The organism is Bradyrhizobium ingae (genome assembly GCF_055791185.1).
The window spans coordinates 91,709-118,217 of sequence record NZ_JBVUBB010000027.1; the positions used below are offsets into that span (position 1 = coordinate 91,709).

Genomic DNA, 26,509 nt, shown 5'->3' on the forward strand with positions numbered 1-26,509 from the left:
AGATTGCTACCATCTAGTGCGACCACGAGCAAGCATCCTCATCCGGCTCGTTGACCACTGTCACGCTCATTCATCTAACTTCTTGGCCCACACCACTTCTTGAATATCTTCAACGGGCCAGACCATCCCGAGCTGAGCGTCCGTTTGGTCAGACGTGTGTCGTCGACCCGAGTAGATACCGATGAATTTACTCTGTGGGGTACTGTCAGCCGAAATGGCCTCGTTCTCCAGTAGGTGAGAAGCCCAACTCCGACGGATGACCGGCGCTCCGGACATTCCCGGGCGCGAGGCAGTGTCAACAAGCATATAGCCAGCGCCCAATCTAGTTAGGTCTGGTTCGGAGGCGATGCTTCCTCTCTTCCACACGGGAAAGCCCGGAGGCGGCGAACCGAACGGGTATCCCAGAATGAATACGTCCATTCCAATTCTGACCGCAAGGTCAGCTTCGGATTTCAAGAGGTTGATAGGATACATATTGACGATTGGATCATTTTCTCGGATCGGCAACGGAATCGCTGCGACATCAGACCCGCGCTTGCGAACAGGGTGCGCGTACCAAATTGGGTCGTTATTCTCATCGCGGATTTTGATATCGTACTGCTGCTTCCCAAAGTTCGTGATCCGCGTATTGAACAGCAAGCGAAGCATGTCGGGCTGAACCTTCGCTTCGAGAGCATTAGTTTGCGCATTGCGGCCCGTGACGACATGCCAATTTGTGATTAGGTAGTGTTGTGCGGCCTCTTTCCAAACGAAGCCTGTGGCGTTGCCAAGCACCATGCCGTTGGCACACACATCGATCGGGACCGCTGCCAGTGAAAACGGATCAATCTTCGTCATCGGTTATCTCCTCCGCCACGCGCCAGCCGCTATTCCTTGCGCACATTCTGAGATAGAGTATTTCTTTCTGCAAATCATGGAGAGAAATGTGTCGGACTCTCAGCAAACATTGATAAAGGAATTGATTTTCCCGCTTCTGGAAATCTGGCTCCACAGAGATGAACGGAGGGCGGCAAAGGATGCCGGATCACTCATGTTTTGGGATGATGGAATGTTTCGCCAATTGAGAGAAATTGCCTCGGGCAACGCAACGGCCGCCACATTCAAACAACTTGAAGACAATTTCAAAGAGTCAGACGAGCGGGTCACCGAAGCGATGAAACGGCTGAGAAGCGCGCGAGACAAGCTGTCGGGAGCGCCAATCGCAAAACAGATAGATCGAGTGATGAACAGCCCGCAGGGAAAATTCGCGATTAGGGAGAACATCGAGAGAATTGTTGAAATGCATAAGGCACATGAGAAGCATCCGGGGGATGATCAATGCGGGTTTGATATAGCCAGGGCGGCTGACGAAGCTTGCAGAGACATCGGCGCGCTTAACGCCGCGCTCGAGCGGCTAAATCGAATGGTGAATGGCGGATAACTAGCCGTGACCGACCAAGCTCCATGCGACAACCTTGAATCACTTCATGCTCACGAGGAGTCTTTGCGCGCGCAAGGCCTAACGTTGATCGCTGCACGGCCTGACCTAACCGACCATCTAAATTTGGTCCGAGAGGCGATGAATGTGATTTACGCATTCACGCAAGAACATATTGGAAATGGCGACGAAGAACTGACGATTCAACTTTTGGGCATTCGTCTCTTCAACGCGGCCGCGGTGTCTCTGAAACTGGCGCTCTCTGGCTATTACCAAAAGGCGTTCGTGCATGTGCGCGACATTTTGGAAACCTACTTCTTGGTGGATTACCTACGCAGTAGGCCGGACCAAATTGCCGTGTGGAAGACTGCGACCAGGAAGCAGCGACTGACGGAGTTCAGTCCAAAGAAGATTCGCGAGGCGCTTGATAAACGCGATGGGTATGTCGAAAACGCGCGCAAATTTGCATATGACCTTATCTCGGAGAATGCGTCACACGCGACATATCGCGGTTTTCACATGACTAGCCAAGGTGGCCTCGGGGTGCTGGGACCGTTTCTCGACGAAGCCAAACTCCAAGCTTGGCTGGAAGAGATGGCCAAGCGCTTCGGGCATGCCGCGGTCGTATTGCTGTCCGACTACCAAGGTCTTGACCTCAAACTTGATCTGACGCGCCAACATTTCTTGAATGCCGTCAACGAATGGGGACAAAAATACTATGGGCCCACTTTCCCGCGCACCAAACGTCCAGCCTAGCCCCCCGTCAATCAACGAGAACGCCTAGCCTGCGCTTGTCCCTATCCAAGTCCACGGCGATGGAAGAGCAACGCTTCCGCGAGACTGAAGAATTCCTTCTCAAGTAATTTCTAAGACGTTCGACGGAATTTACAATCCTTGTGGCGCGCTCTCCCGGAGACGCCGATGGAGCACCCTCAGAGAGGGATCAACTCTCCTTACGTCCCCTCCCCTAACTGTTCGCTCTATCTCGGACCAATCTTTAGCAACGAACCAAGCTGAAATGTCGGCGGACACGCGCTCGCGCTTATAGCGCTCCGCAAGTCGCGTTGCGTCGACGCGCTCGATGCCCAGGTCGAGAACCAGTTTAAGGGCATCGAAATTTGAGACCCCTTCCGCAGCAAGCACCGACAGTGCGTTCAAACCATCACCAACTGGGATAGAACGCAGCTTTGCCTCGTACTGGAGCAATTCATGCATTCCAAAGAGTCCCCATGGCAGCAAATATTGCATTCGCCCATAAACATTGTTGACCATTCGGCCGAATGACGCCCCCCTGTCGGCCTGAAAGCTTGCCAATGGTATTCCGCGAATCCATTTTTCTGCTAGGAACGCTATCGCACCTCCAAGCGCAGCCCCCTCAAACGCTATCAGATGCTTGGCTACCGGCCCGATCAAGTAGCCCAATCGCTCGAAATTCCTAACGTACCCAGCGGTGACAACGTTACCGAACTGTTCAAGCTGCCAGTTTTCCCTTGTCTTCAGCCAACCATGGAGAATCTGCTGGGCTTCCAACGACCAACCCACTCGGGCGGCGATTTCCACAAAATCTGGATCACCTGCAGTCGCCCGGGATACAACGCGGCGCTGCTGCTTACCTAACTCCGTGGCAAATTTTACGGTTGCCTCTGGCATTTGACGCGAGGCCAACAACTCATTTACGAACTCGGGGGCTTCGTCCCTGTTCAACGAAATCAAGCCACTAGAATTTGCGTGCGCGTAACCTACCCTCACGATGTTGATTAAGGCCCGGATCGACCTTGCTTCTTCAGATGCCTTGTTGTCGATTTTGATTGCCGCCAGCGAAACATCTTCGAGGGAGAGCAAATCTATTTTGCCTTGCTCCACAAGACGATCTAGGCGTTCAATTCCAAACGCAAGCGCAGAGCGCACGGGCGGAATGTCGACCAAAGCGACCTTCATATAGTCGTCGAGCCGATATTCACTGAGATTGTCTGTCCAAAGGCTCGGTCGGAAAAGAATACAATGCCCTTCAGAGTCCACGCCGAACCGGCCGGCACGACCCGCAATATTCCATAAGGATCGCGGCGTAAGCTCGAATTTTTTAGAAACGAGCGTCTCGACGACCACGGTCGAGAATGGAAAGTTAACCCCCTCCGCCAATGTGGTTGTTGCACATATGACGTCAACCTTGCGAGAGCGTATGGCTTCCTCAAGCCCCTGACGCACTCTCGGCGGCATTTGCGCATGATGGAAGACAACCCGCTTTCGATAAAGCGCCCGCAACTCCGATTCAGGATAAAGCTCTCGTTCTATCCAAGCATCTAACCGCTCGGATATTTCATCTTCAAGTTCTTGGGTTTCGCTTCGCAGCTCCGCAACATAACCCGCAACCTCTTCTGCAGCGGCTGGGCTTGAGCAAAGCACAAGGACAATCCCGCTCTTCGCCAAGTGATTTGCTAATACCGCCAACCCACGCCGCGGATGTTGTGGCAAAGTCCCGTCGGACAATAACCGATAGGGAGCTCCGCTAAAATTCAGAACTGCGGCACCGGTTGTAGTCCTCTCCAGAACACCCACTCTGAGCTTGCTAGTGCGCCAATCAAGCATTACCGAATGCGAGGTTCCTCTTAGCGAAATCCAGTCCGTCAGATCTTCGATATTCGGAGCTACAGCCGACAGTTGAACAATTCTCGCATCGTCGGAGATCATCTTTCTAAGTCGCCAAAGATAAAATTCTAGGAGGACTCCACGCGGCCCCTGCTCGATGTGATGGGCTTCATCAACTATGACTAGGCAAACGCGTTTAAGAAATACCGGATCAATCCGAAGCAGCAAATCTGCTCGTTCCGGCGTAAATACGATAACATCCGCATCGTCTGACGAAATTGGAATTCGGTCGTGCGCTACGAGGTGGGCGCCGGCTTTCAGGACCGTTAGACCGAGACCTACAAGTGCCGCCTGAAGATCATCTCCAACTTGATGAACGAGCGCACGACTCGGACAGACGTAAAGCACCTTCCTTTGGGGATTTTTTGCGAATGCGTCTGCTATAAGCAGCCTTGTGAGAGCTGTCTTTCCGGTGCCGGTTGGCGCAGCAAAGCCAAAACTTGAAAATCTTTGATCTAAAAGACCCTCTTTTAGCGCACGAACTTGAGCTGGCCAAAGCTCCAGTGGAAGCCCGATCGTGCGCAAGCCGGCCGGATCAAGGGGCGATAGCGTCGGTACCAATGTTAGCGAGCTGTTTGCCTCCCGCAATTTTATCAGCCGTGAGATAGCCTGCAGATCGTCTCCCGAAAGTCCGACTGAATAGTGCCCCGCTACGTGCATCAAGACTTCGAAGTATTCAGATAGGCTCTTGTCGTTGCGTTGCTGTAGTCGAAGAGCAGCCTCTTGAACCAAGTCACCTATCGCTTGCTCGAAAATCGTTTCTTCAGCTCCCGTAAGTTTCGGCTCTGCACGGAGGCGTGCGAGAGCGGCTTCGGAGTTCTGCGCCGTCGTGCCCCAAAGAGATTCAGGGGAACGATTAAAGAACTCACGAACGCGCGGGTCAAAACCATTACGGGACACAAGGGAGGCGCTCGCTCCTGGAAGACCGGCAAGGTCATACAACACAATCGCCTTAAAGAGAGCAGCGTGAGACTGTTGGTGGTCGCTTCCCTCAGAAATAGACAGCGAAGCTTCGATATCCGCAGCCAGTTGGCACAAGCGGCGCGCCGGTCCCACTCTCGGGTTATCCCAGGCGGGGGCGCTACCAATAACGGCTTGTGAAAAGCGCTTTAGGTTGGCGCGCTGTTGGGTGGTCAAAGGCTCACTGCTCAATCCTAGTCGAACCAGCAGTAGATTGCGCTCGAGTTGACGGTACCCATCCTGAAACCAGTGTTGATTGAGACAGTTCGTTAATTCTGTTGCGCTGAACATCAGGCGAGCGCCGCCTTTACCGCATCCCAGTAACCATAGCTCTCGGCCGCGAGCGAGGCGAGGTCGCTGACGACAAGCGCGTAGTAGTCGAAGTGCGCTGCGCATGACGCCGTAAGAATAAAGTCGTCATCGTCCGGGTTCATCGTCGACGCGTTGGTGACGCTTACGCCCAGCAGCTTGAGATTTGATGGTCCCGGCGGAGTAAGATCTGATCGTATCTGCTTTTGGTCAGCTTCGGAAAAGTTTGCGGTGAGATTGTCTCTGATACGCGCAAATTCGAACCGCGGATCGTCTGCAGCATATGCATTCAACGACGTGAGCATCTGGCTCAGTATTCCAGATTTGTGCTTTTTCGTCGGCGTTTTCTCTGTTGGAAGTATGCTCGTCTTTGCTTCCACGAACAGATATTCGAACTGAGGCTGAGTTGTCTTCACAAACAAGCCGTCCATCTTATGAACATTAGTATTCTGAGACGTTGTCAGCGTGAGCTTGCTGTAGAGACGCCGGTACTTGAGTTGGCTCTCGACAAAATGCGCCGCAAGAATTTCGCCGCAATGGCTGTTTCGGAATGTCGTTGATGTGGGCGCGGTCGCGGCCAGGTCTAAAATGGCTTCCAGAGCGGAATTCTCGGAAGTGAAATCATCCGCAATCCCCTTAGTTGGGCGATAGTGGTAAGGCAGCTGTCCTGAAAGGTGTTTGCCGAGCCTATAGCCTTTGTGCTCATCACGCAGTACGGCTCGGTTTCCCGCTCTGGCGCAAACCATCTTTCCGTCCGAAACAGTTAAAGCGATTTCCGACGCAATAAAGGCGCTCAATCGGCCAGTCATCCGAATCCCTAAATTGAACGGCGTGACCATCGCTCGGAACGCGCGCATTGTCGAGGTGCCTCAGAGTGGTGCGGAGGATGGCCTTGGGCTGCTCTGAACCTTGCTTCGCAAGCGCTTCGGCCGCGCGCATAGTGCGCTCCAGATCGACAAGGGCGTGTGTTGCCCTGCGATTGGCCTCGCGACGGTCCTTCGTCCCAAGCGATTTCTTGAGGAACTTCTGTGTTGGTTTGTTGCTGCCGAGCACACGGGCTACGGCGCGTTGCAGCTTCTCTGGCACCTTCCTTTGGACGCACCAGACACCTGCACTGTTCGTTATGAGATAAGGCATCGTGCGCATCAAAAACTACCAACAATTGCTACCAGTCAAGAGCAGCAAGATGTTGATTTGCACGATGTTTTTGAAATCTCAGCGCTTCTGAGGCCGCTGGCGCTCCCTAGGGGAATCGAGCCCCTGTTTCATCCTTGAGAGGGGCGGAAGGAGTTTCTTTCTGCGTTACGAAAACAGCTGGCCAGGAGCTAAAAGTCGGACGGAATCCGTTACCCTGTCTGCTACCCGGATGGCGGAAGTGAGGCGCTACAGCGAACCGAAACGCCAGATTTTAACATGGAATCAATGGTGGGGGAGGCAGGACTCGAACCTGCGAAGCCTGATTTACAGTCAGCCCCCCTTCGACACTCGGGAGACCCGCCTGACCAGTGAAACGGCGGGTTCATCAGTGTGGTGTAGATCGCGCCCTGCTGAACCGGCTCAATGCCAGCGGCGATCTCAACTAGCTTCCGGGCGGCGGTTGCCGCGCCCCACGGACAAACGAGAGCTGTCCATAAGTCAGACGCCCCTTTCAATCTTGCGAGCGTGACGAACATCTACCGGCTCCTTCGTCAAAGCCCACCGCGGACTCAGGATCGGGTAAGCGCGATACTCGCCCCATCGGTCGGAATAATAAGAAGAAGTTGGCGCTCGAGTGCCTATGCCCGCAGAGCGTTCCTTTCAGCCAGCGCATCGGCGGCATCCCAGATGCCCGCATAGATTTCATCAAGATCCGCCGCTGTCGCACAGTAAGGCGGCATCACGTAGATCGTATTGCCGAGCGGCCGTAGCAGCAGATTTCGATTCTTGAAGAAGGCGTGAAGCTTCGGACCGATGTCCGCCAGATAGCCCGCATCGTTCGTCTTCAGATCGAGCGCTGTAATGGTGCCGGTTTGACGAACGTTTCCGAAGCGCGCATCGCCCCGGAATGGCTCAATTGCCTGTTCTTGCATCGCGGCGATCGCCGCCACGCGTTGGCGGGTTTCGGGATCTTGCCAAAGATCCAGGTTGGCTCTTGCGGCCGCGCAGGCCACGGGATTTGCGGTATATGAGCTCGAATGAAAGAACGTGCGCGTGCGATCCTTCGAATAGTGGGCATCGAATATATCGGCGCGGCAGAGCGTCACCGCGAGGGGAAGCGCTCCGCCCGTAATTCCCTTGGAATAACAGACGATATCCGGTGTGACATTGGCCTGCTCACACGCGAAGAGTGTTCCAGTGCGGCCCCAACCCGTCATGACCTCGTCGGCAATGAACAGGACCTCCGATGCCTCGCAGATCCGTTTCATCTCTCTGAGCACCCAGGCTGGATACATCAGCATTCCGCCGGCCCCCAATATCAGAGGCTCCACAATAAAGGCTGCCGGAATTTCGTTTCGACATGCAGACTCAAGGGCGTCGAGCGTGTCCTGCTCTCGACCTGTTGCGGGAAACGGGACTGAGGTGACGTCAAACAACAAAGGCTCGTACGCCTCGTTGAACACGCCCCGCGCACCAACTGACATCCCGCCTACCGTGTCGCCATGATAGGAATGTTGCATCACGACAATGCGTATTCGCTGCTTGCCGATATTATGCCAATAGCCGAGTGCCATTTTTAGCGCGACTTCCACGCAGGTCGAGCCGCTGTCGGAAAAGAAGACATGCTCAAGCCCAGGGGGCGCGCACTTCAAGAGTCGTGTCGCAACTTGCTCTGCAGGATCGTGGGTATGCCCGGCAAAGATGACCTGGTTGAGCTTGGCTGCCTGTTCCTGAATCGCGCGCACGATATGTGGATGACAATGACCATGCGTCACCACCCACCAGGATGAGATTGCATCGATGATACGGCGACCGTCCGCAGTGTGGAGATAGGCACCCTCGCCCCGAACAACCCGCGTCATCTCGTCTTGAAGGGCGTGTTGCGTGAACGGATGCCAGATCGGAGATTTATTCTTTGGCATACAACTTGAAACTATCTGCCCGGAAAGAGGTTTTGAATGTAGCCTGCAGAGTGTCCGCGGTGAGGGGCGAGAGCCATGGCAATCGTCCCAGCCAACGCACCCGCCCCATCTCGCGGATGACGGTCTGAGTCTCGGCATTTCTTTCGCCAATGAAGGCCATCCCGAGAATGGGGATCTCACGCTTTCGGAGCGCCTCTATCGACAGCAGTGAGTGATTGATGGTGCCCAGCTTCGTGCTCGCGCAAAGCACGACTGGAAGGCGCCATTGCTCGAACACATCAATGTAAAGAGTATCGCCGGTCAGCGGCACCATGAGCCCGCCCGCGCCCTCGATAACCAATGGCCGCCCACCGGTATCTGGCACATCGAGCGACTCTGCCTCCACGCGAACTCCGTCAACCTCGGCGGAATAGTGGGGCGAGGCTGGTGTTCGAAGGCGGTAGCGCTCTGGCAAGATGCGGTCGGCCGACAAGCCGCCGAGCCGCGCGACAGTCTCGGTGTCGGTCTCTCCATCGAGACCGGCCTGAATCGGCTTCCAATAATTCGCGCCGAGAAGGTTCGCGAGCCCCGCAGAAAACACCGTCTTTCCGATTCCGGTATCCGTGCCCGTCACCACGATCCTTGGACTCATCGAAGTACACCTTCTTTCTCCTCGGCCAAGGCATCGAGCATTGCGCGCACGTCATCCTCGCCGACGTTGAGCGTTAGCGAAACTCGCAAACGGGCCGTGCCCGCCGGCACGGTTGGCGGCCGAATACCGCGGATGTCGAAGCCGCGAGCCTGCAGCGCCGAGCCGAGCCGCATCGCACCTGCGTTATCGCCTACGATGAACGGTACGATCTGCGAGACCGAAGGACTTGTCCAACCGCGCTGTTTCATCTGCCGATGTGTGAATGCGACCAAGTCGATGAGACGCTGCTGACGCTCGGGTTCCTGCTGCAGGATCAGAATCGCCTCTCGTACGGCGACGGCCGTCAAAGGCGAGGGGGCGGTGGCGAAGATGAACGGACGGCACCGATTGACCATGAAGTCTCGCAGGACGCCCGAGGTAGTAACGAGCGCCCCCGCAGCGCCCAGCGCCTTGCCGCAAGTATGAACGACCAGGAGATTTTCTCGGCCCTCGTAAGGCGCGGTCAGCCCCCGTCCCTTCTCGCCGTAAACACCCGTGGCATGGGCCTCATCCACCATGATGAACGCATCATGCCGGTCGGCGAGCGCAACCAACTCTTGGAGCGGCGCAAAATCGCCGTCCATGCTGTAGAGACTTTCGGCGACGATCCAGATTCGCCCCACTCCGCCATTTGCCCGCCAGTCGCGAATCGTGCTTTCGACCGACTCCGGGTCGTTATGCGCGCTTATCCGAAAGTCAGCGCGGCCGGCCCGCGCGCCTTCATGAATGCTCGCGTGCACCAGAGAATCGAGAACGAGTAGATCGCCCCTCTGCGGCACCGTCGTCAGCACTGCAAAATTTGCGACATAGCCGCCGCCAAAGAAGAGCGCCGTCTCGGCCCCAAAGAACCTGGCAGCTTCAGCTTCCAGACTTTCGTGCTCCTCGCAATTGCCGCGCAGGAGCCGCGACCCGCCGGCTCCGATCGGTGTGCCGGCCTCGATCGCTGCCAACACAGCCTTCTTCATGCGCGGCGCGCTCGCGAGCGCCAGATAGTCGTTCGACGTGAAATCGATTCCTGCACGCGGATTGAGGCTACGCAACCGGTGGTCTTCTTTCAGGACGTTCAACGCCGAGGTATATCGGACAGCTTTTCCCGCGTGGATTGAATTCATTCTGCACTCTGAGGGCATTGAAATCGCGCAAAGTTCTCACCATGCGCGCAGAAAAACGGCTTCGAATGGCCGCTCGGCGATCAAACCGGCGATATTCGATTTTCTCGATCAACCAACACAACGCGCGGTCTGAATGTTTTTGCTTCCGCCTCGTCAAAGGAGGCATATGCAACGATGATAATTTTGTCTCCGGGCAGCGCTAGTCGCGCAGCCGCACCGTTCAGGCCTATGATGCCCGACCCCTGCGGCGCCTCGATCACATAGGTGGCGAAGCGCGCTCCGGTTTCGATGTTGTAGATTTCGACGCGCTCGTTGACCAGGAACCCTGCCGCCTCCCGCAGTGTACGATCGACTGAAATAGAGCCTTCATAGTGCAGATCGGCTTCGGTCACCGAGGCGCGGTGAATTTTGCCTTTCATCAAGGTAACTTGCATTTCTCACCTAAGCACAAAGAGTTTGCAGCTCGCCGCCGTGTTTTGTTCAGGCAAGTCCGGATGTGATGCCGAGCCTGGTCAGCAACTTTGCGTCGTGATCGGCTTTCGGATTTTTGGTGGTCAACAGCACGTCCCCGATAAAAATTGAATTTGCACCGGCCAAAAAGCACAGCGCTTGCAATTCGTCGGTCATGTCATGCCGTCCGGCGGACAACCGCACGACGCTCGTCGGCATCATGATCCGGGCTGTTGCGACAAGACGTACGAGCGCGATCGGATCCGGACGCTCCGCGCTGTCATTGACTGGAACCCCCTTGACCTCGTTCCAAAGATTGATCGGCACGCTTTCCGGAGGCTTTCGGAGATTGGCGAGCAGGACGAGCATGTCGAGACGGTCCTCAACGCGCTCGCCCATGCCGACAATGCCGCCACAGCAGATCTTGATGCCCGCCTCGCGCACATGCTCAAGCGTGTCAATTCGGTCCTGCAGCGTGCGGGTTGTGATGATCCTGCCGTAGAACTCAGGCGAGGTGTCGACATTGTGATTGTAGAAGTCGAGCCCTGCCTCGGAAAGCTGTCCTGCCTGTTTCGGCGTCAGCATGCCGAGTGTGACGCAGGTTTCCATGCCAAGATCTTTGACGGCGCTGACCATCTCGCAGACCCGATCGAGATCACGGTCTTTCGGACTGCGCCAGGCCGCAGCCATGCAGAAGCGGGTTGCGCCAGCCTCCTTGGCACGCTGCGCGGCGGCGACCACATCGGCGCGATCCATCAGGCGGCTCGCTTTCACCCCCGTCTCGTAGTGTGCGCTCTGCGCGCAGTAGCCGCAGTCTTCCGGGCAGCCACCCGTCTTGATACTGAGCAGACTTGCCGTTTCGACGTGATTTGGATCGAAGTTATCGCGGTGAACGCTTTGCGCCCGAAACATCAGCTCAGCGAACGGCAGACCATAGAGCGCTTCGGCCTCGCAACGCTTCCATTTTTCGCCGAGCTGCGCGAGCTCGCAGCTTCTGTTCCGGTCAGCTCCAACTGCAAGATCCATAGTCCTTGAACCCGTAATCATAGATAATCATGTAAATTATCTATCGTCATCGACATTGGATCGATGCTAATCGATGTGCCATCGGGGCGCACCCATTTTTCCGATAGATAATCTATGATGAGCGAGAACAGGACGACTGCTGGACGCATCGCAGAGTCGATTGGTGAGCGCATTATCAACGGCGCTTTGCAGCCGGATTCGCCGCTCCGGCAGGATCATGTCGCACGGGAATTCAATTCGAGCCACGTCCCGGTGCGAGAGGCTTTTCGACAATTAGAGGCTCAACATCTTGTCGTGAGTGCACCTCGCCGCGGCGTGCGGGTCGCTCCGCTCGACACCAATTCGGTGAAAGAGATCGCCGAGATGCGTGCGGCGCTCGAGGTGGTCGCGCTACGCAATGCAGCTCCAAAGCTCTCATCGATCCACCTGGCACGCATTGAACTTGCTCTGATTGAAGGAGACAATGCCAAGACGATTGAGGAGTTTGAGATGGCCAACCGGGCCTTTCACTACGCCCTGGTAGCGCCCTGTGCGATGCCGCGCCTGCTTGCAAGCCTTGACGAACTTCAGCTTGCAAATTCTCGGCTGGTGTTCGCGATGGCGCGGACGGCCGGCTGGCGTCCACGGTCCAACCAAGATCACCGCCTGATTTTGCAGGCCCTGCGAAGCCGCAACTTTGATCAGGCCTGTAACCTGCTCGCGCGTCACATTCAAACCATCGAACGCCTGGCCCTTCCGACGTCCTGATCGGGCAGAGCCTCTTGGGAGTTCAGTTGCAGACTTTCGAGGTGCAACAGTCACACAATCTATCATCAACCGGGGGTGCAGCAGCGAAGCGTTGCGGAGAGCTCGATCCCAGGTTAGTTATGCGCCCCATCTCTGATAGCACTCCGAGAGTTACCCATGATTCGTCACATCGTCTTGTTCAGTGCCAAAGATGAGGCCGACATCGATCGTATAATCGAAGGCCTATCGGTTCTCACGAAAATCCCGCATGCACGCCGGCTCGAGGTCGCTCGCAACCGTAAGAGCGACCAGCTTGGCAACGACATCGATGTTGTTGTCTATGGTGAGTTCGAGAACGAGGCGGAACTCGCAGCCTACAAAGCGCATCACCTCTACCAAGAATCGATCAGGCGGGTACGGCCACTGCGCGAGCTGCGGTTCGCGGCAGACTACTGTGTATCGACTGATGTGCGGCTCATCACTCGCCGCACGGTGTCCGCCGGCTGAAGCTAAGCTGACCATCGGTCTCACGAGCTTGCAATTTTCCGATCGAAGGCCGCGGTCCTTTGGCAGGTCATATCCGGAAGCGCGCAAGCGCCACTCGCAGGTCAACTGATAGCCCGATGCACGTCTGCGAAACGCAATGGATTGCCCCTGTCACGGCAATGCGGCGCCTCGCCCGGAGGCCTCATCTTACATTTCTCGATAGCGCAGCAAGCCACGAGCTCCTTGGGCGCTACTCATATCTGACCTGCGACCCGTTCGGCACCTACATAATCGCGGACGGGCAGGCGAGTTGGAACGGACAGGCCATTGACGGCGACCCCTGGGCAGTCCTTCGCGCACTGCTCGCAAAGTATCCCCAAGAGTATCACCCGGATCTCCCGCCATTTCAGGGAGGAGCAGCCGGATTCTTTGGATACGATCTAAACAGGACACTGGAGCGATTGCCAGTGCCAGCAAGTTCCGGACACCGCTTGCCTCAATCCAATCTGCATTTTTATGACGTGGTCGTCAGTTACGATCACCATGCGAAGAGATGCTGGATCGTGTCTACAGGCTGGCCGGAAGAGGATCCCGCACGCCGCGCCGCGCGTGCACGCCATCGAGCCGACGAGTTTGCAGCTCTCCTTGCCAACTCAACCTCGCCGCGAAATGAGGCCCACGGCGCGGTCGGACCATGGCACTCGAATTTCAGCCGCTCCGGCTACATTGCGGCTGTACAGCGTGTTATTGACCTGATTCTGGCTGGAGACGTCTTTCAAGCCAACATTGCGCAGCGCTTTAGCGCGCGCTTGCCGACCTCATTTGATCCTGTTGCCTTCTACTGCCAACTGCGATCACTGAACCCCGCCCCGTTCGCAGCGCTGCTACATTACGGCAATCTCACCATTGCATCGAGCTCGCCGGAGCGATTCCTGAAACTCGACGGACGACAGGTCGAAACGCGCCCCATCAAAGGCACGATCGCGCGCTCCACTGATCCAAGGGAAGATCAGCGTCGCGCTCAAATCCTGGTCACATCCGACAAGGATCGTGCCGAGAACATCATGATCGTCGACCTCCTACGGAATGATCTCTCACGTGTTTGCACTCCGCATTCGGTCGACGTTCCTGCGCTGTGCAATCTCGAAACCTATGCCTCGGTGCACCACCTCGTGTCGGTCGTAACTGGTGAGCTTGCAGGAGACCAGGACGCCGTCACCCTCCTTCGCGCGTGTTTTCCAGGCGGCTCCATTACCGGGGCGCCGAAGGTACGATCGATGGAAATTATTGCGGAAATCGAGCGAGTCGCACGAGAGGTCTATTGCGGAGCGATCGGCTTCATCGCGTTCAGCGGCCACATGGATACGAATATTACGATTCGCACTGTCACCATTGACGACGGCTTCGCTGTGTTTCACGCAGGTGGCGGGATAACAGCAATGTCGGATCCAGTGGCCGAATACGAGGAGACACTCGTCAAGGCACAGCGAATGTTTGACGCATTTTGCGCCAATTCTTCTGGTGATTCGTGATTGTCATCATCGACAACTACGACTCCTTCGTCTTCAACATTGCCCGCTACTTCCGTAGGCTCGGTGAAGCAACGGAAGTGATCAGGAATGACGCGATTTGCATCGACGATATTGTTCTTCTCAAGCCGCGCGCCGTGGTCATTTCCCCCGGTCCCTGCACTCCAATAGAAGCCGGACTATCGACCTCGGTCGTTCGCGACCTTTCAGGTCGTCTCCCGATTTTGGGCATCTGCCTTGGGCATCAATGCATTGGCAGCGTTTTCGGCGGAACGGTGGCACGTGCACGTCGCCCCATGCACGGTCGGTCCTCATACGTTACGCATGATGGCAGAGGGCTGTTCGAAGGACTTCCTTCGCCCCTTTGCGTGGGGCGCTACCATTCACTCGTTGTGGAGATCGATCAGTTACACGCGTCGCATCTGATGGTAACGGCGCGTTCGGACGAGGGCGAGATCATGGCGCTTGCACATCGCGATCAACCTACCTACGGCGTGCAGTTCCATCCCGAATCAATACTGACCCACCAGGGCGAGGCTCTGCTTAGAAACTTTTTGCGGCTCGCAGAATATTTCCAAGCGTGACGGCGGGCTTTCCTCTCGTACGCCTCCGCCGCAATCAGGCGGCGGCATCCCCAACATCGCAAATCGTATCGCATTCTCGGCCATCTGGTTCGGCCAGCCGCCCATAGAGCGCGCTTTCAACAGCCGAGGCGCGCGCTTAGGACACGACCGGTCACCACCGTAACCTATATCCGGGCAGCGCTTTACACGGTCTTTCCATCGTTTCGCTTTCCATGAAAATGCTCCGCAGGATAAGCGCGCTTTTCGGTCTGAGAGGAGACGCGCCGTACTCCAAAGCATCCGGTTCACTGCGACATAAAACAACTTGTATCTCACGCAGTGTCAGATTGTAGGCTTCCATACGCAGCAACTGACCGCCTTGCTCAAGCGGGGATGACCTTACACAGGCACGAGAGAGAGCTTCGTGGATACGCTGGATGTCATTGGCGTCGGGATCGGTCCGTTCAATCTCAGCCTGGCAGCGCTGATTGAACCTACCCCGCTACGCGCACTATTCCTGGAGAAGCGCGACACATTTTGCTGGCATCCGGGACTAGCGCTGCCGAACAGCCGCCTGCAAGTGTCGCCATTCAAGGATTGCGTGACCTTGGTCAACCCCACCAGTCCCTATTCTTTCCTGAATTACCTCGCACAAAACGGGCGGCTCTACAGTTTCATCAACAAACGCAACGCCTCGACCTCTCGGCGGGAGTTCACTGACTATTACCAGTGGGTCGCCCGTCAACTCGGCACGGTCCGCTTCAACGAGGAAGTGGTCGACATCGCCCCCTTCAGGGACGCCTATCGCGTCAGTACGAGCACAACCACATACCTTGCGCGCGCCGTGGTGATCGCAGTTGGCGTCGAGCCAAAGATCCCCCGGTGCGCTAAGCCTCTAATTTGCGACACTGTCTACCATGCGGCTGACTATCTTGACCGGGACTCACCACGCAGGGACGAGCATGTGCTCGTGGTGGGAGGCGGTCAAAGCGGCGCGGAGATTGTCGAGCACATGCTCACTCGCCCCGATACCCCCCGGATTACCTGGGTCACTTCGCGCTCGAACCTGTTTGCGATGGACGATACCAGTTTCGTCAACGAGGCCTATATGCCCGGTTACAGCCGGCGCTTTCACACCCTGCCGCTTCGGCACCGTCGTGCCATCATAGAGCGCGAAAAGCTGACCAGCGATGGCATTTCTGCCGAATTGTGCAATCGCCTCTACGACATTTTGTATGAACGAGACGTGGAGGGTGCGCTTCTTGAGAGCTTTCAGTTACTCTCCAGTGTCGTCGTGAAGCACATCACGCCTCTCGACAAGCGCTGGCGGGTCGATCTGACCGGTCTTTTCGGGCAGCAGCCTCACAGTATCGTCGTTGATCGCATCGTGCTCGCGACGGGCTTCCAACCGCGCACGCCCCGCTTTCTGCAGTCGCTCCTAGGCAGCGCCCACATGGAGGACGACCTGCCCGTGCTCGGCCCGGACTACGCGGTCAGCTTCATGCAGCAAATGCCAGGACCGGTCTATTTGCAGAATCAAAGCCGTCTGCAGCACGGATTGCAGAGCGCAAATCTGTCGCTGGTGGCGTACCGCAACAGCCTCATTATCAACAGCCTCCTCGGGCAGCCGTTTTACCTCGATCAATCTGGGCAACTCCTGGGTGGTTACGAGAGCCCAGACGATGCAGAACTGAACGACCTATCGGATGCAATGACATCGGCAGAAAACATGAGCGCGATCACATGAACGCGGCACGGTCCTCTATCTTGCGTATTGTCGATGTGCCCCCTGGAGCTGCGGATCGCCTCGCTAGCAGACTGTCCTACCGCGCCTTCGGACCATTTTTGCTCGCATCTGGTGTCATCGCTGCAGCCTATGGCACGAGCTTCGTACTGCCGGAATATGTGGAAACCCTCGGTATGGAGCGCGATGTCGCGGGCTCCATGATCTCAAGTGGCATGGTTGCGACCATCGTGTGTTGCTGCCTGGCAGGCCGCCTGGCTCAACGTATTGGCATTCTGCCGACGATGGCTGCCGCCTCGGTCGTGATGGCGCTGGCCATGGCAGCCTTTGCCGCCGCAGTGTTCGACACGCGAATAGCGTATTTAGGCGGCATGCTCGTCGGTGTGGGATGGTCTGGGTTGTTCATCCTGTCGCCGCTGCAGATCATCCGCCATCTACGCCCCACAGCCCGTATCCAACATCTGACGATCTTGTCTGGCGCACAGATGGCCGGGCTTGGCCTAGCGGCTCCGCTCGGCCACTTTCTGGCAGACTACACGGGGTCAATGGCGATCATGTACGCGCTGTTCGCCATGGCCTGCGCAGTCGCGGCCATCTGCATAGGCGTCGCACGAAATGCCATGTTGAGCATCCCCTCGGTGCCGATGCCTCACATCGAGATCACCCTCACCACGACGCTCGCCCTGCTTCGACACGCGACGGCCGCACCGATCCTCATGATCACGGTTGCGGCCTGCATCTTCTCGGGGCTATCGACCTATCAGAGTGCCTATGCAGCATCACGTGACCTCAATCCCGACCTCTTTTTCCTGGTATTCACCATTACCAGCGTGGCGCTTCGCTTTTCTGTCGCCCATACGCTGGACCGAGTGCCCGTACACCGGCTTGCGCTCACGCTCTTTATCGCGACCGGCGCCTCATTGGCGTTGTTCATTGTCAATGAAGGCGACGATCTGCTCTATATCCTGGCCGCCGCAATCTTCGCCACAGGCTACGGGCTCTGCTATTCCATCCTTAACGGAATGGCCGTCAATCTCGCTGGCGAGCGTGGGCTCTCCGTCCCGGTTACCTCGCAGATCTTCACCTTAGCCTATTTTCTCGGGTTGTTCGGCTTTCCGTTCCTTGGGGGGCAGTTGATCCGCGAATTTGGCCCCGATGCGATGTTGCTCACGCTATTGGGTGCGACCGCCTTTAATGGAGTGCTCGCAATCGCACTCCGCCCAAAGGCAACAATTGGCTCTCTGTAACATGAGAAAGGAGCTCGCGAAATGCTGACCGACGCACAAAAGGCGAAATGGCATCAGGATGGATATCTTCGGCTTGAAGGCTTCTTTGATGCACCTACGCGCGACAGGATCTCTGGTTTCGTGGAGGACGTCGCGCGCTGGGAGGTAAGCATCGATAAATGGATGATGTGGTTCGAGAAGACCACAGATGATCGCAAGATCATCTCAAAGGTCGAGAACTTCCTCGACTACCATGATGCGCTACGCCAGACGCTGCTGGCCGACGGTCGCATTTGCACCGCGATAGAGAAGCTACTCGATGAAGCCACGCGGATGCTCAAGGAGCTGCTGATCTTCAAGTACCCCGATAGCGGCGGGTACCGCCCACATCAGGACATATATCACATCCCCCACAAGCTCCCGGATCGAATGGTGCATGCCATTGCAGCCGTTGCGATCGACGATTCGGCTCCTGACAATGGAGGTCTGTTCTTCACTCCGGGGCGCCACAAGGAGGGAGTATTTCCCATGGATGCCGGCGGTGTCATCAACCCGGAAGTGGCCGAGGGCTTTGAATGGGAACCGGTGCCCTGGAAAGCCGGCGACGTGTTCATTTTCGACGACTACGCGCCCCACTACTCACTCCCGAACAAGAGCGATCGCTCTCGCCGCATGCTCTATTTGGTGTTCCAGCGGGCATCCACTGCCGGTCCTGATCGTGCCGAATACAATCGGATGAAGCGTGCCTATAACCCACCGGAGGGCAAGGTAGCTGACCTCCAAGATCTAAAGACGCCTAACGGCATCTTTTATCGCGAGTGATCGCAACGCCTAAGGAAAGACGACGTGTACACGAAGCAGATCGATCGCTCCCTGATGCGAACCGAATATGGTGTGCTGGTTTGTCGCTTGCTGGAGCATTTGCCGGATGATCTCAGCCCCGAGTTCGGTGCCTCGGTCGTTGAGGTCACCCCCGGTGGCGCGGTCGATCTGCACGCGCACCACGAGCACGAATTATGGGTGCTGATTTCCGGTGAGGGAGAGTTCGTGGCCGGCGGGCAGATCCGGTCGGTGAAGGACGTAACTTTGTTCTACATGCCCCCGCACCAGACCCATGCCATCCGCAATCTCAGCCAGGAGAATACTCTGAAATTCCTCTCCATCTGGTGGGATTGACATGCGCACCTATTTCGTATGTCCGGCTCCCCCCTGCCCTAACGGCAAATTGCATCTCGGTCACGTCGGCGGCGTATACTTGCTCGCCAACATCTTCGTGCGTTTTCAGCGTATGGCCGGGCATCGCGCGCACTACATCACGGGCGCGGATGAGCATGGTACATATACGCTCGTGAAGGCGCGAAAGTTCGGGCAGCCCGTTAGCGATGTCGCGCAAAAGCACATTGACGAGATCCTGCAGTGCCTGCGTGCGGTTCACATCACGCCCGATGTTTTCGTTCGCACGTCCAGCGAGATACATAAGGAGAACGCGCTCGCGATTTTCCGCGAGCTGCAAGAGGCTGGTTACGTCGAAGTCCGCAATGGTGTTCAACTCTATTGCGAGCATTGCGACGAATTTGTCGCGGACTCGCTGGCCGTTGGAAATTGTCCAGCCTGCGGTTCAGCGACCGACAGTAACTTGTGTGAGAACTGTGGTCTGGCAATTCGCCACGACACATTATGCAATGCCCGGCACACCACCTGCGGCCACAATCTTGTACTAAGGCCCGTTGAGCAGGCCGTGTTCGATACGCCTCGCCTCGCCCAGGCGCTGGACGCAGCCATTGGACAAAGCGCATGGCCCGAGGCCGTGCGGGAGAAGGCGCGCGATTGGCTCACCAGCGATATGCATGTTTTGCCGATGTCGCGCCACTTCAGTCATGGTGTTGAGTTAGTGCAGCCTGACGCTTTGTTCGGCCAAACGCTGCTCACATGGTTCGAAGGTTTGTGGTGCTACGACACTGGAATTCGTGAGCAATGCGCCAATGATTTTCTGGACGCCAAATCAACCATGCAGGACGCTAGCACGCGGCTTGTGTTTTTCATGGGCCAGGACAATCGCTTCTACTACACGATAGGTGTGACGGGCGCCCTGCTCGCGCGTGGCTATCCAATTCCCGCAAACCACTCGATACAGGATTTCTATAAGCTCGAGGGGGAAAAGTTTTCGACCAGTCGCGACCATGCGCTTTGGGCTGACGAAGTGGCGCGCGAGGTGGACCCCAATGTACTTAGGTACGCGCTCGCTCGAATTGCGCGGCCATTCGGCAGAGACGAGAACGAGTTTAATGTTGAGAGCCTGGTCACGGCTGCATCACACCTTCGGGTCTGGGAAGATGCATTGCGCCAATATGCCAGCAAGGCACGCACATTGGACAGCAGACGTCTGAGATCTCGTTTGCGCATCCTGGCTCAGCGTTACGCGGATGCAATCGAGGACCTCCGATTTTGGGATGCGCTTGATATCGTCGATGGGTACTTCGAGGTAGCCGATTTTGCGCGTGACAACAGCGGCATGTGGAATGCCATGGAGATCTCGCTGTTCCTGAGCCTACTGTACCCTGTGGTACCCGAGCTTTCGATCCGATATGGCCGGCATTTCTTCGGTGCAGCATGGCAGCCGTCCTTCGGGAAGCTGGCAGCGAAAGCTGGCCTGCCACCAAAGATAGACTTCCCACGCCTCAGCGCCGCGGTACCCACGCATTTCATCGCAGCGTACAATGAGCGTTTTCGCAGGCGCCAGCTAAGTAAGATAGCAGGATATGAATGAGCAAGCCATGAACTCGCCTGTCTCGACGCGCAGCTCCCTCGCTCAGGGCTTTGCGCCGTTCAACTATTCAAGTGCGAAGCACGCGATCAATTTCGGATATGGGCTCCCCGATCCGGCGATGTTCTCAGAGTTGGCCTGGCCGGACGCATTAAGCCAAAATACTGGCGTCGCCACCGCTGATCTGCTTCAATATACGGATGCGGTCGGTTTGCCCAAGCTCCGAACAAGGCTCGCACAGCGTTATAATGTGCAGCATCAGGAGGTTATCCTTACCGCTGGTGCTTCACAGGCTCTGCAACTGATCGGCGATACCTGGCTCGACCCGGGCGATATGGTCCTGACCGAGGACCCGTCTTACCTGGGTGCACTGCGCATCTTTTCGATCGCGGGGGCAACCATCCTCCAGCTTGGGATGAGCGCCGATGGCGTCGATCTGAACGAGCTTGAATCGACCTTGCGCCGCAATGCCCGCGTGAAACTTTTCTACACGTCGCCAGCATTTCATAACCCGACTGGGCGCCAGATATCGCGCACCCACATGGCCCGAGTTTCAGCAATGTTGGCCCAGCATGGCGTGGCCTTGGTACAGGATCTCGTCTATTCGGAGTTACCGTACAATGGTGCAGCTGATTGGCTGCCGCCGGGCGGCAACGTCATAAATATCCACAGCATCTCCAAGCTAGCTGGACCGGGATTGCGAGTGGGTTGGGTCCTTGCAGACTCGCATGTCATCACGAGGTTGGCACGCCTCAAATGCGACGGCGGGGTCAGCCCTATTGTCAGCAATATCGTTTTGTCGTTGCTACAGTCCGACGCACTTGATACGCACATTGTACGACTACGCCAGCATTATCGTGCCAAGCGCGACAGCTTGAACACGTTGCTGCAGGATAGCCGGTTTTGCGAGCCAGACTATCTCCTTCCAAGCGGCGGTTTCTCGTTTTGGGTACGGCTCGCCCCTGGAATTGAGGCTGAAGCTTTCATTGAGGCTGCGCGCTGCGAGCACGACGTGCACCTTGTGCACGGCCGTCATTATGGCCCACGAAGTGGCCAACATATACGCCTTTGCTTTAGCTACCTTTCGACGAATTTGATTGAGGAGGGATTAGCGAGATTGGATAAGCTGCATGCAAGGCTGTGCACGAGATCGCTACGGACGCTCGCGGAAAATGGCCGATTGGAACTGTGATATAATGACGCGCCGGTCCAATACGTCTGCGAGTTCGAGGGGTGGCTCCATCAACATGCGTTGTCAGGACTAATATGCCTCCCGAACGGGAGGGATGACTTCCAACGTCCGGCAACGACGGTCTTCGGTTATAAGTGCGGGTTGGGGTAACGACTAGCCGAGCAAAGCGTTCAGGACTAAGCCACAACAGCAACAGCAACACCAGCTCAGCGAAGATTAGGCCGGGACTGTTGGCCAATCGCAGCGCCAATCACGTTGGCCGTGCCAGTCTCGTAGCGATAAATAGTCGTTCGTTAAGAAGCCGGATTGAGCTTTGCGGGACAGGCGAGCGTTCGCCATAGGAGTAGGCGCAAGAACTCCCTGAGCCAGGCGAGGATGCGGCGCAAGTTGTGGCCAACGGCTGAGAGGATGACGTTGGCGGCATCGCCGGCACGGCCTTTGAGGTAACAGCGGCCGAGATGACCTTCTGCTTTCATGTGTCCGATGATGGGCTCGATGGCGGAGCGGCGGCGCAGCTCGCGCTTGATGACGCCGAAGACGCCGCGTTTCTGGCCGGAGATGAAGACGCGACGTGGATTTTGAGCGTCGTGGCCGCGGTACCCCTTGTCGACATAGGCCCGCTCGATCGGACAGCCAGTGAGTGTCTCGGTGCGATCGATAACGCCGCGCAAGGTGTGACCGTCGTACGGGTTGTCGGGCATCGCGCTGGCGTGCAGCACGAACAGGCCGCCGGGGGCCTGGCGGTTGTTGGTGACGATGGAGGCCTTCACACCGATCTATGGACCACGCCCGCGTTGCAAGAGGAATCAACAAAGGGATGATGCGGTTTGCGCCAATCTATCCGGCTTCGATGTGAGGCTGTCGCCCCGAGCCATTATGGATATCCGCTCACTTCTGTCCTCAATAACTCGCCGGCCTCAAGGAGGGCCATGGCGTGAACCAGGCTTCAGAAGTGTCGGTGGAACCGTTTCTCCATTCGTCCTTTCCGTCTCGCAAACCTCGGCGGGATAGTGCGCTATCTATTCCCCGATCGGATCGTGGATCTTCCCTCCTTCCCCTTCCCGGGTCGGACGTCCTACGCAGCGTGGCCCAGGAAACTCGCTTCGTAGTCACGGCCTTTTGCGAGCATGCTCCAGGCCATCCGCGCGAGTTTTGCGGCCAAGGCAACAACCAATACATTCGAGTGGAGCCGCTTCGATGCTGCGTCCAGCCAGGCTCCGAAGCCGTGCCTGGCCCAGGTTTGGCGCTGCAGCAGTACGGCTCTGGCTCCCTGAATGAACAGTGTCCGTAGATAACGGTTGCCGCGTCTTGATATGCGACCGAGAATGGTTCGATCGCCGGTCGAGATTTGTTTCGGTACCAGACCAAGCCATGCCGCAAAGTCGCGGCCCTTCTGGAACGCATCACCAGTTCCGATCGCGGCGATCATCGCGCTTGAGATGATCGGCCCGACGCCTGGCGCACTCATCAGGCGGCGACAATGCGCATCTTGCTCCGCGATCTCGTTGATCTCCTTGGTGACTAACGCGACGCGACGGTCGAGATAACGCCAGTCCTCGGCCAAGTCCTGGATGAGCCGAACCACCCGAGGTGACAGGCTTTCCGAAGATGTTGATAGGATTTGGGGGAGCGCCAATCGGAGTGCTGCCGCTCCCTGCCGCACTGGTAGCCCTCGCTCAAGCAAAAAGCCTCGGATTTGATTGATGACCGCCGTTCTCTGCGTCACCAATCGACTGCGAACTCTGTGGAGTGCCTGTAAATCGAGTTGTTCGGCCGACTTCACTGGGACGAACCGCATTGTCGGCCGCTGAACGGCCTCGGCGATCGCTTCAGCATCCCGAAAATCATTCTTGTGACCCTTGAGGTATGGCTTGACGTACTGTGCCGGCAACAGCCGTACTTGATGGCCTAATTTCTCGAGCTTGCGACCCAGATGATGTGCGCCTGCACACGCTTCCATTCCGATCAGACAACGCGGAACATTGGCCAGCGACTGGTCAAGCTGATTTCTCGACCGCTTCTTGCGTAGCGTGATTGCGCCCTTGGCATCGAGACCAACGACATGGAATGTGTTCTTCCCGAGATCGATACCGATTGTGACAATGTTTGTATTCGACATGGCTTGCGCTCCTGCTGCTGCCTCGCCGGGCTCCACGTTGCCGCTGAGAGCGGGCGTGGTCCATGCCATTAACTCGTAAGGTGCAGCGGCCTTGCCCTTGCCGATGCACTCCACCTCCGGGGCATGGAAAGAATAGAGCTTCCAGCCGCGTTGGCGCTGCTGCTGCGAGCGGATCTGGCTGGCTCGGCCAAGGGGGAGTGCGAACGCCTCTTCCAGTGCCGGCTGGTCCTCGATCTTGCGACGGATGTCGCGGATGATCCGGCCCAGCCGGCTGCGCAGGATACGCAACTGCCGCTGATGCCGCCCGAATTGTTTGGCATGAGCGTAGCGACCCGCCATCATCGCGGCTGCCTTGGCCACGCGAGAATAGGATTGCCGCAGCCTGACGCCGTGCTGTCTCGCCAGGCGGTTGAGACCCCTGATGGCCGCATGCAAGAGCTTGGCATCAGTCGGAAAGGTGATGGCCTTCGGTTGCACCGTGGTGTCGACCGTGACGCGCTTGAGGTCCTGGCCGCGTAACGCGCCGGCCGCGTTCGCCACCCGCAGGCTCTCGGCCAGCAGCAGCTCCAGCTTGTCGCCGAGCCGCTTGCGCCAATGGCTCAGGTCCGAGCGCTCGTGCGGGAAGGTGTTCGCGGTAGGGACGCCCGTTGCCGGGCGCCCCCCGCACAGATCCGAGCGAGCGGAATTCCCGCACTCGGCTCCTACCTCGGGTGGGTGACGGCAAATCGCTTATCCGGCCATGGATGAAGGATGCGTGGTTTGGGGAGCCAATGATCAGCGATCCGAGCAACCCGAATCCATGTGGTTTGATCCCGCTGGCTGCGCCGCCGAAGCGTGCGCCGCCAGAGATCGACCACATGGTGTCGGAAAGACGTGATTGCCCAACCATTGGTGGGCACTGCAAAGTAAGCGGTGTGCCCCACGACGACTTGCCGCAGCCACTGTCCTTGTTCGGCAATGGGCTGATGCCGTCGTCGCCTCAGCTCCTCCTTGATCTCCCTCAGCTTCGCCTGCATCCGATCCCTGCGGGTCTTCCGCTTAAGTTGGAAGCGCCCACTTCGTGATCGGCCGCATAGAAACGTAAACCCCAGGAACGCGAAGGTCTCCGGCTTGCTAAGCCCACGCTGCTTGCGATCGACCGCCGCGAAGCGGCCGAACTCAATCAGGCGTGTCTTGTCCGGATGGAGCGACAGCATAAACTCCTCAAGCCTCTCACGCAGCGCATCGAGGAAGCGACGACTATCGCCCTCGTGCTCGAAGCCGACGATTACATCATCCGCATAACGCACGATGATCATATCACCCTTGGCCTCGCGCTGTCGCCAGCGCTCAGCCCACAGGTCGAGAACATAGTGCAGGTAGATGTTGCCGAGGAGCGGCGAAATCGCCGAGCCTTGACCCGTTCCCCTGTCATCAACAGTCACGATCCCGTCTTCGAGAATACCCGCCTGCAACCACTTCCGGATTAGGCGGATGATGGGCCTGTCGCCGATCCTATGTTCCAGGAAACGTACCAGCCATGATTGACTGACAGCCCCAAAGAAATTCTGGATGTCGGCGTCTATGATCCAGTTCACCCGCCGCTTGTCGATCGCGACGCACAGTGCATCCAAGGCATCATGCGGTCCCCGTCCGGGCCGAAACCCATAGGAGAAGCCACAGAAGTCGCCTTCATAGATGGCATTGAGCACCATGACGGTTGCCCCTTGGACGATCTTGTCCTCCAGGGTGGCGATCGCCAAAGGTCGCCGCTTTCCGTCCGCTTTCGGTATGTACGTCCGGCGCGACGGTTGCGGGCGGTACGCTCCCCGTTGAACCCGTTTGTGCAGATCTGCGAGCCGGGGCTCGAGTTCTGCCTCGTAGTTCTCCCAAGTCATGCCGTCCACGCCAGGAGCGGCCTTGCGCCTGAGCGCGTAGAACGCCATCCGGAGTGCATCGACATTGATATGGTGGAAGAGCGCGGTGAACCGGTCCTTCTTCCTCAGCCTTGCGGCTTTCCGTACGCGGTCCAACGACTGGGACATGCGAACCCGGCCCTGTGTTCGGTGCATGCGTTGCTGTTCCGCGTTTCCCTTGGTCCCCGGCCTTGGCTCCACCAACTCCGCAACCGGTTGCCCGGTTTTGTTCGTTAGCTTCACGGCTACTATGCCGGGGTCAGACTTCTCCGTGTCGTGCATCAGCGTCTACGGCTCCTCGCCTTCTCGCTGCGGACCAAGTCCTCCAAAGAGGTCATGGCCAACCCGGAGATCTCCCGGTTCCCGTACAAGGAGCTTCCATACATGCCAGGGTCTACGACCACGCCGGATCGGAAAGGGCGCTCGCGAAACCGCGCCCTCCCGTTTTACCTTCCGCGCCAGCAACGGCGTCGGCATCCGGGACACTTCTCTTTCGCGGGCGAGTAGGCCGGCGGAATCTCACCACCGGCCTCTCTCAGATCCCAGCGTGAGGGTCTCCCCTCACTGGGCTCCCATCAAGCCAACGAGCCGCGTAGTCCGAGTTTCCAGTGTGCGA

At 57.3% G+C, this 26,509-nt stretch carries 22 protein-coding genes and 3 pseudogenes; 12 read left to right on the plus strand and 13 right to left on the minus strand.

Features of this window, described 5'->3' with window-relative positions; translation table 11 throughout:
* Positions 1 to 66: 66 nt before the first annotated feature.
* Positions 67 to 837: a S1 family peptidase gene (locus tag ACV1FX_RS29880; protein WP_473121137.1), complete on the minus strand. Its 771-nt coding sequence runs from the start codon at positions 835 to 837 to the stop codon at positions 67 to 69.
* An 88-nt stretch (positions 838 to 925) separates the two neighbouring features.
* Between ACV1FX_RS29880 and ACV1FX_RS29885 the strand changes: the two genes are divergently transcribed.
* Positions 926 to 1,420 (plus strand): hypothetical protein, encoded by a 495-nt coding sequence (locus ACV1FX_RS29885; RefSeq protein ID WP_473121138.1) that lies wholly within the window; start codon positions 926 to 928, stop codon positions 1,418 to 1,420.
* A 6-nt stretch (positions 1,421 to 1,426) separates the two neighbouring features.
* Complete coding sequence (locus ACV1FX_RS29890; protein ID WP_473121139.1) at positions 1,427 to 2,173, plus strand: hypothetical protein; 747 nt, start codon at positions 1,427 to 1,429, stop codon at positions 2,171 to 2,173.
* 129 nt (positions 2,174 to 2,302) lie between these two features.
* Here ACV1FX_RS29890 and ACV1FX_RS29895 read toward each other — a convergent pair whose 3' ends face one another.
* From ACV1FX_RS29895 to bioB, 8 genes and pseudogenes are all read right to left on the minus strand, one after another.
* Positions 2,303 to 5,314: a DEAD/DEAH box helicase gene (locus tag ACV1FX_RS29895; protein ID WP_473121140.1), complete on the minus strand. Its 3,012-nt coding sequence runs from the start codon at positions 5,312 to 5,314 to the stop codon at positions 2,303 to 2,305.
* Positions 5,314 to 6,189, minus strand: coding sequence for a Hachiman antiphage defense system protein HamA (locus tag ACV1FX_RS29900; protein WP_473121141.1), 876 nt, complete (start codon positions 6,187 to 6,189; stop codon positions 5,314 to 5,316). The genes ACV1FX_RS29895 and ACV1FX_RS29900 overlap by 1 nt, the downstream gene beginning before the upstream one ends.
* 130 nt (positions 6,190 to 6,319) lie before the next feature.
* Positions 6,320 to 6,478: pseudogene (locus tag ACV1FX_RS29905) on the minus strand (DUF6538 domain-containing protein); the annotation flags it as partial.
* Between the two features lie 629 nt (positions 6,479 to 7,107).
* The gene (locus ACV1FX_RS29910; RefSeq protein WP_473121142.1) at positions 7,108 to 8,391 is read right to left on the minus strand and encodes an adenosylmethionine--8-amino-7-oxononanoate transaminase; all 1,284 of its coding nucleotides are present in this window, start codon (positions 8,389 to 8,391) and stop codon (positions 7,108 to 7,110) included.
* On the minus strand, positions 8,378 to 9,022 hold the full coding sequence (bioD, locus tag ACV1FX_RS29915) for a dethiobiotin synthase (protein ID WP_473121143.1): 645 nt from the start codon (positions 9,020 to 9,022) through the stop codon (positions 8,378 to 8,380). Before bioD ends, ACV1FX_RS29910 begins: the two co-directional genes overlap by 14 nt.
* Entirely contained in the window at positions 9,019 to 10,173 is a 1,155-nt protein-coding gene (locus ACV1FX_RS29920; protein WP_473121144.1) for an 8-amino-7-oxononanoate synthase, read from the minus strand. Before ACV1FX_RS29920 ends, bioD begins: the two co-directional genes overlap by 4 nt.
* Before the next feature lie 80 nt (positions 10,174 to 10,253).
* Complete coding sequence (gene panD / locus ACV1FX_RS29925) at positions 10,254 to 10,607, minus strand: aspartate 1-decarboxylase (protein WP_473121145.1); 354 nt, start codon at positions 10,605 to 10,607, stop codon at positions 10,254 to 10,256.
* 46 nt (positions 10,608 to 10,653) lie between these two features.
* A complete protein-coding gene (gene bioB, locus ACV1FX_RS29930; RefSeq protein WP_473121146.1) occupies positions 10,654 to 11,649 on the minus strand; it encodes a biotin synthase BioB in 996 nt (331 codons plus the stop codon).
* Between the two features lie 114 nt (positions 11,650 to 11,763).
* Here bioB and ACV1FX_RS29935 point away from each other — a divergent pair, with 114 nt between their 5' ends.
* From ACV1FX_RS29935 to ACV1FX_RS29980, 10 genes are all read left to right on the plus strand, one after another.
* Positions 11,764 to 12,396, plus strand: coding sequence for a GntR family transcriptional regulator (locus tag ACV1FX_RS29935; protein ID WP_473121147.1), 633 nt, complete (start codon positions 11,764 to 11,766; stop codon positions 12,394 to 12,396).
* Between the two features lie 156 nt (positions 12,397 to 12,552).
* On the plus strand, positions 12,553 to 12,882 hold the full coding sequence (locus ACV1FX_RS29940) for a Dabb family protein (RefSeq protein ID WP_473121148.1): 330 nt from the start codon (positions 12,553 to 12,555) through the stop codon (positions 12,880 to 12,882).
* A 116-nt stretch (positions 12,883 to 12,998) separates the two neighbouring features.
* Positions 12,999 to 14,393 carry an aminodeoxychorismate synthase component I gene (gene pabB, locus ACV1FX_RS29945; protein ID WP_473121149.1) on the plus strand — a complete coding sequence of 465 codons (1,395 nt, stop codon included), beginning with the start codon at positions 12,999 to 13,001 and terminating at the stop codon, positions 14,391 to 14,393.
* Positions 14,390 to 14,974 carry an anthranilate synthase component II gene (locus tag ACV1FX_RS29950; protein WP_473121150.1) on the plus strand — a complete coding sequence of 195 codons (585 nt, stop codon included), beginning with the start codon at positions 14,390 to 14,392 and terminating at the stop codon, positions 14,972 to 14,974. The genes pabB and ACV1FX_RS29950 overlap by 4 nt, the downstream gene beginning before the upstream one ends.
* A gap of 403 nt (positions 14,975 to 15,377) precedes the next feature.
* On the plus strand, positions 15,378 to 16,700 hold the full coding sequence (locus tag ACV1FX_RS29955) for a lysine N(6)-hydroxylase/L-ornithine N(5)-oxygenase family protein (RefSeq protein ID WP_473121151.1): 1,323 nt from the start codon (positions 15,378 to 15,380) through the stop codon (positions 16,698 to 16,700).
* Positions 16,697 to 17,944 (plus strand): MFS transporter, encoded by a 1,248-nt coding sequence (locus ACV1FX_RS29960; protein ID WP_473121152.1) that lies wholly within the window; start codon positions 16,697 to 16,699, stop codon positions 17,942 to 17,944. The genes ACV1FX_RS29955 and ACV1FX_RS29960 overlap by 4 nt, the downstream gene beginning before the upstream one ends.
* A gap of 21 nt (positions 17,945 to 17,965) precedes the next feature.
* A complete protein-coding gene (locus tag ACV1FX_RS29965; RefSeq protein ID WP_473121153.1) occupies positions 17,966 to 18,745 on the plus strand; it encodes a phytanoyl-CoA dioxygenase family protein in 780 nt (259 codons plus the stop codon).
* A gap of 24 nt (positions 18,746 to 18,769) precedes the next feature.
* On the plus strand, positions 18,770 to 19,099 hold the full coding sequence (locus ACV1FX_RS29970) for a cupin domain-containing protein (protein WP_473121154.1): 330 nt from the start codon (positions 18,770 to 18,772) through the stop codon (positions 19,097 to 19,099).
* A gap of 1 nt (position 19,100) precedes the next feature.
* Positions 19,101 to 20,690, plus strand: coding sequence for a class I tRNA ligase family protein (locus ACV1FX_RS29975; protein ID WP_473121155.1), 1,590 nt, complete (start codon positions 19,101 to 19,103; stop codon positions 20,688 to 20,690).
* Complete coding sequence (locus tag ACV1FX_RS29980; protein ID WP_473121156.1) at positions 20,683 to 21,879, plus strand: aminotransferase-like domain-containing protein; 1,197 nt, start codon at positions 20,683 to 20,685, stop codon at positions 21,877 to 21,879. The genes ACV1FX_RS29975 and ACV1FX_RS29980 overlap by 8 nt, the downstream gene beginning before the upstream one ends.
* Positions 21,880 to 22,172: 293 nt before the next feature.
* On the opposite strand, the pseudogene ACV1FX_RS29985 reads toward ACV1FX_RS29980, so the two are convergent.
* The 4 genes and pseudogenes from ACV1FX_RS29985 to ltrA form a co-directional block, all read right to left on the minus strand.
* A pseudogene (locus tag ACV1FX_RS29985) lies at positions 22,173 to 22,652 on the minus strand (transposase); the annotation flags it as partial.
* Positions 22,653 to 22,954: 302 nt separating this feature from the next.
* On the minus strand, positions 22,955 to 23,998 hold the full coding sequence (locus ACV1FX_RS29990; RefSeq protein WP_473121163.1) for an IS110 family RNA-guided transposase: 1,044 nt from the start codon (positions 23,996 to 23,998) through the stop codon (positions 22,955 to 22,957).
* Positions 23,999 to 24,022: 24 nt separating this feature from the next.
* Positions 24,023 to 24,628, minus strand: a pseudogene (locus ACV1FX_RS29995) (transposase family protein); the annotation flags it as partial.
* Between the two features lie 71 nt (positions 24,629 to 24,699).
* Positions 24,700 to 26,175 (minus strand): group II intron reverse transcriptase/maturase, encoded by a 1,476-nt coding sequence (gene ltrA, locus ACV1FX_RS30000; protein ID WP_473121157.1) that lies wholly within the window; start codon positions 26,173 to 26,175, stop codon positions 24,700 to 24,702.
* Positions 26,176 to 26,509: the final 334 nt, after the last annotated feature.

Coding starts and splice junctions, on each gene's coding strand:
- ACV1FX_RS29910 (WP_473121142.1), bottom strand. CDS start 8,391: ATGCCAAAGAATAAATCTCCGATCTGGCATCCGTTCACGCAACACGCC.
- ACV1FX_RS29975 (WP_473121155.1), top strand. CDS start 19,101: ATGCGCACCTATTTCGTATGTCCGGCTCCCCCCTGCCCTAACGGCAAA.
- bioD (WP_473121143.1), bottom strand. CDS start 9,022: ATGAGTCCAAGGATCGTGGTGACGGGCACGGATACCGGAATCGGAAAG.
- ltrA (WP_473121157.1), bottom strand. CDS start 26,175: ATGCACGACACGGAGAAGTCTGACCCCGGCATAGTAGCCGTGAAGCTA.
- ACV1FX_RS29895 (WP_473121140.1), bottom strand. CDS start 5,314: ATGTTCAGCGCAACAGAATTAACGAACTGTCTCAATCAACACTGGTTT.
- bioB (WP_473121146.1), bottom strand. CDS start 11,649: ATGGATCTTGCAGTTGGAGCTGACCGGAACAGAAGCTGCGAGCTCGCG.
- ACV1FX_RS29900 (WP_473121141.1), bottom strand. CDS start 6,189: ATGCGCGCGTTCCGAGCGATGGTCACGCCGTTCAATTTAGGGATTCGG.
- ACV1FX_RS29980 (WP_473121156.1), top strand. CDS start 20,683: ATGAATGAGCAAGCCATGAACTCGCCTGTCTCGACGCGCAGCTCCCTC.
- ACV1FX_RS29940 (WP_473121148.1), top strand. CDS start 12,553: ATGATTCGTCACATCGTCTTGTTCAGTGCCAAAGATGAGGCCGACATC.
- ACV1FX_RS29935 (WP_473121147.1), top strand. CDS start 11,764: ATGATGAGCGAGAACAGGACGACTGCTGGACGCATCGCAGAGTCGATT.
- ACV1FX_RS29880 (WP_473121137.1), bottom strand. CDS start 837: ATGACGAAGATTGATCCGTTTTCACTGGCAGCGGTCCCGATCGATGTG.
- pabB (WP_473121149.1), top strand. CDS start 12,999: ATGCACGTCTGCGAAACGCAATGGATTGCCCCTGTCACGGCAATGCGG.
- ACV1FX_RS29990 (WP_473121163.1), bottom strand. CDS start 23,998: ATGTCGAATACAAACATTGTCACAATCGGTATCGATCTCGGGAAGAAC.
- panD (WP_473121145.1), bottom strand. CDS start 10,607: ATGCAAGTTACCTTGATGAAAGGCAAAATTCACCGCGCCTCGGTGACC.
- ACV1FX_RS29965 (WP_473121153.1), top strand. CDS start 17,966: ATGCTGACCGACGCACAAAAGGCGAAATGGCATCAGGATGGATATCTT.
- ACV1FX_RS29920 (WP_473121144.1), bottom strand. CDS start 10,173: ATGAATTCAATCCACGCGGGAAAAGCTGTCCGATATACCTCGGCGTTG.
- ACV1FX_RS29960 (WP_473121152.1), top strand. CDS start 16,697: ATGAACGCGGCACGGTCCTCTATCTTGCGTATTGTCGATGTGCCCCCT.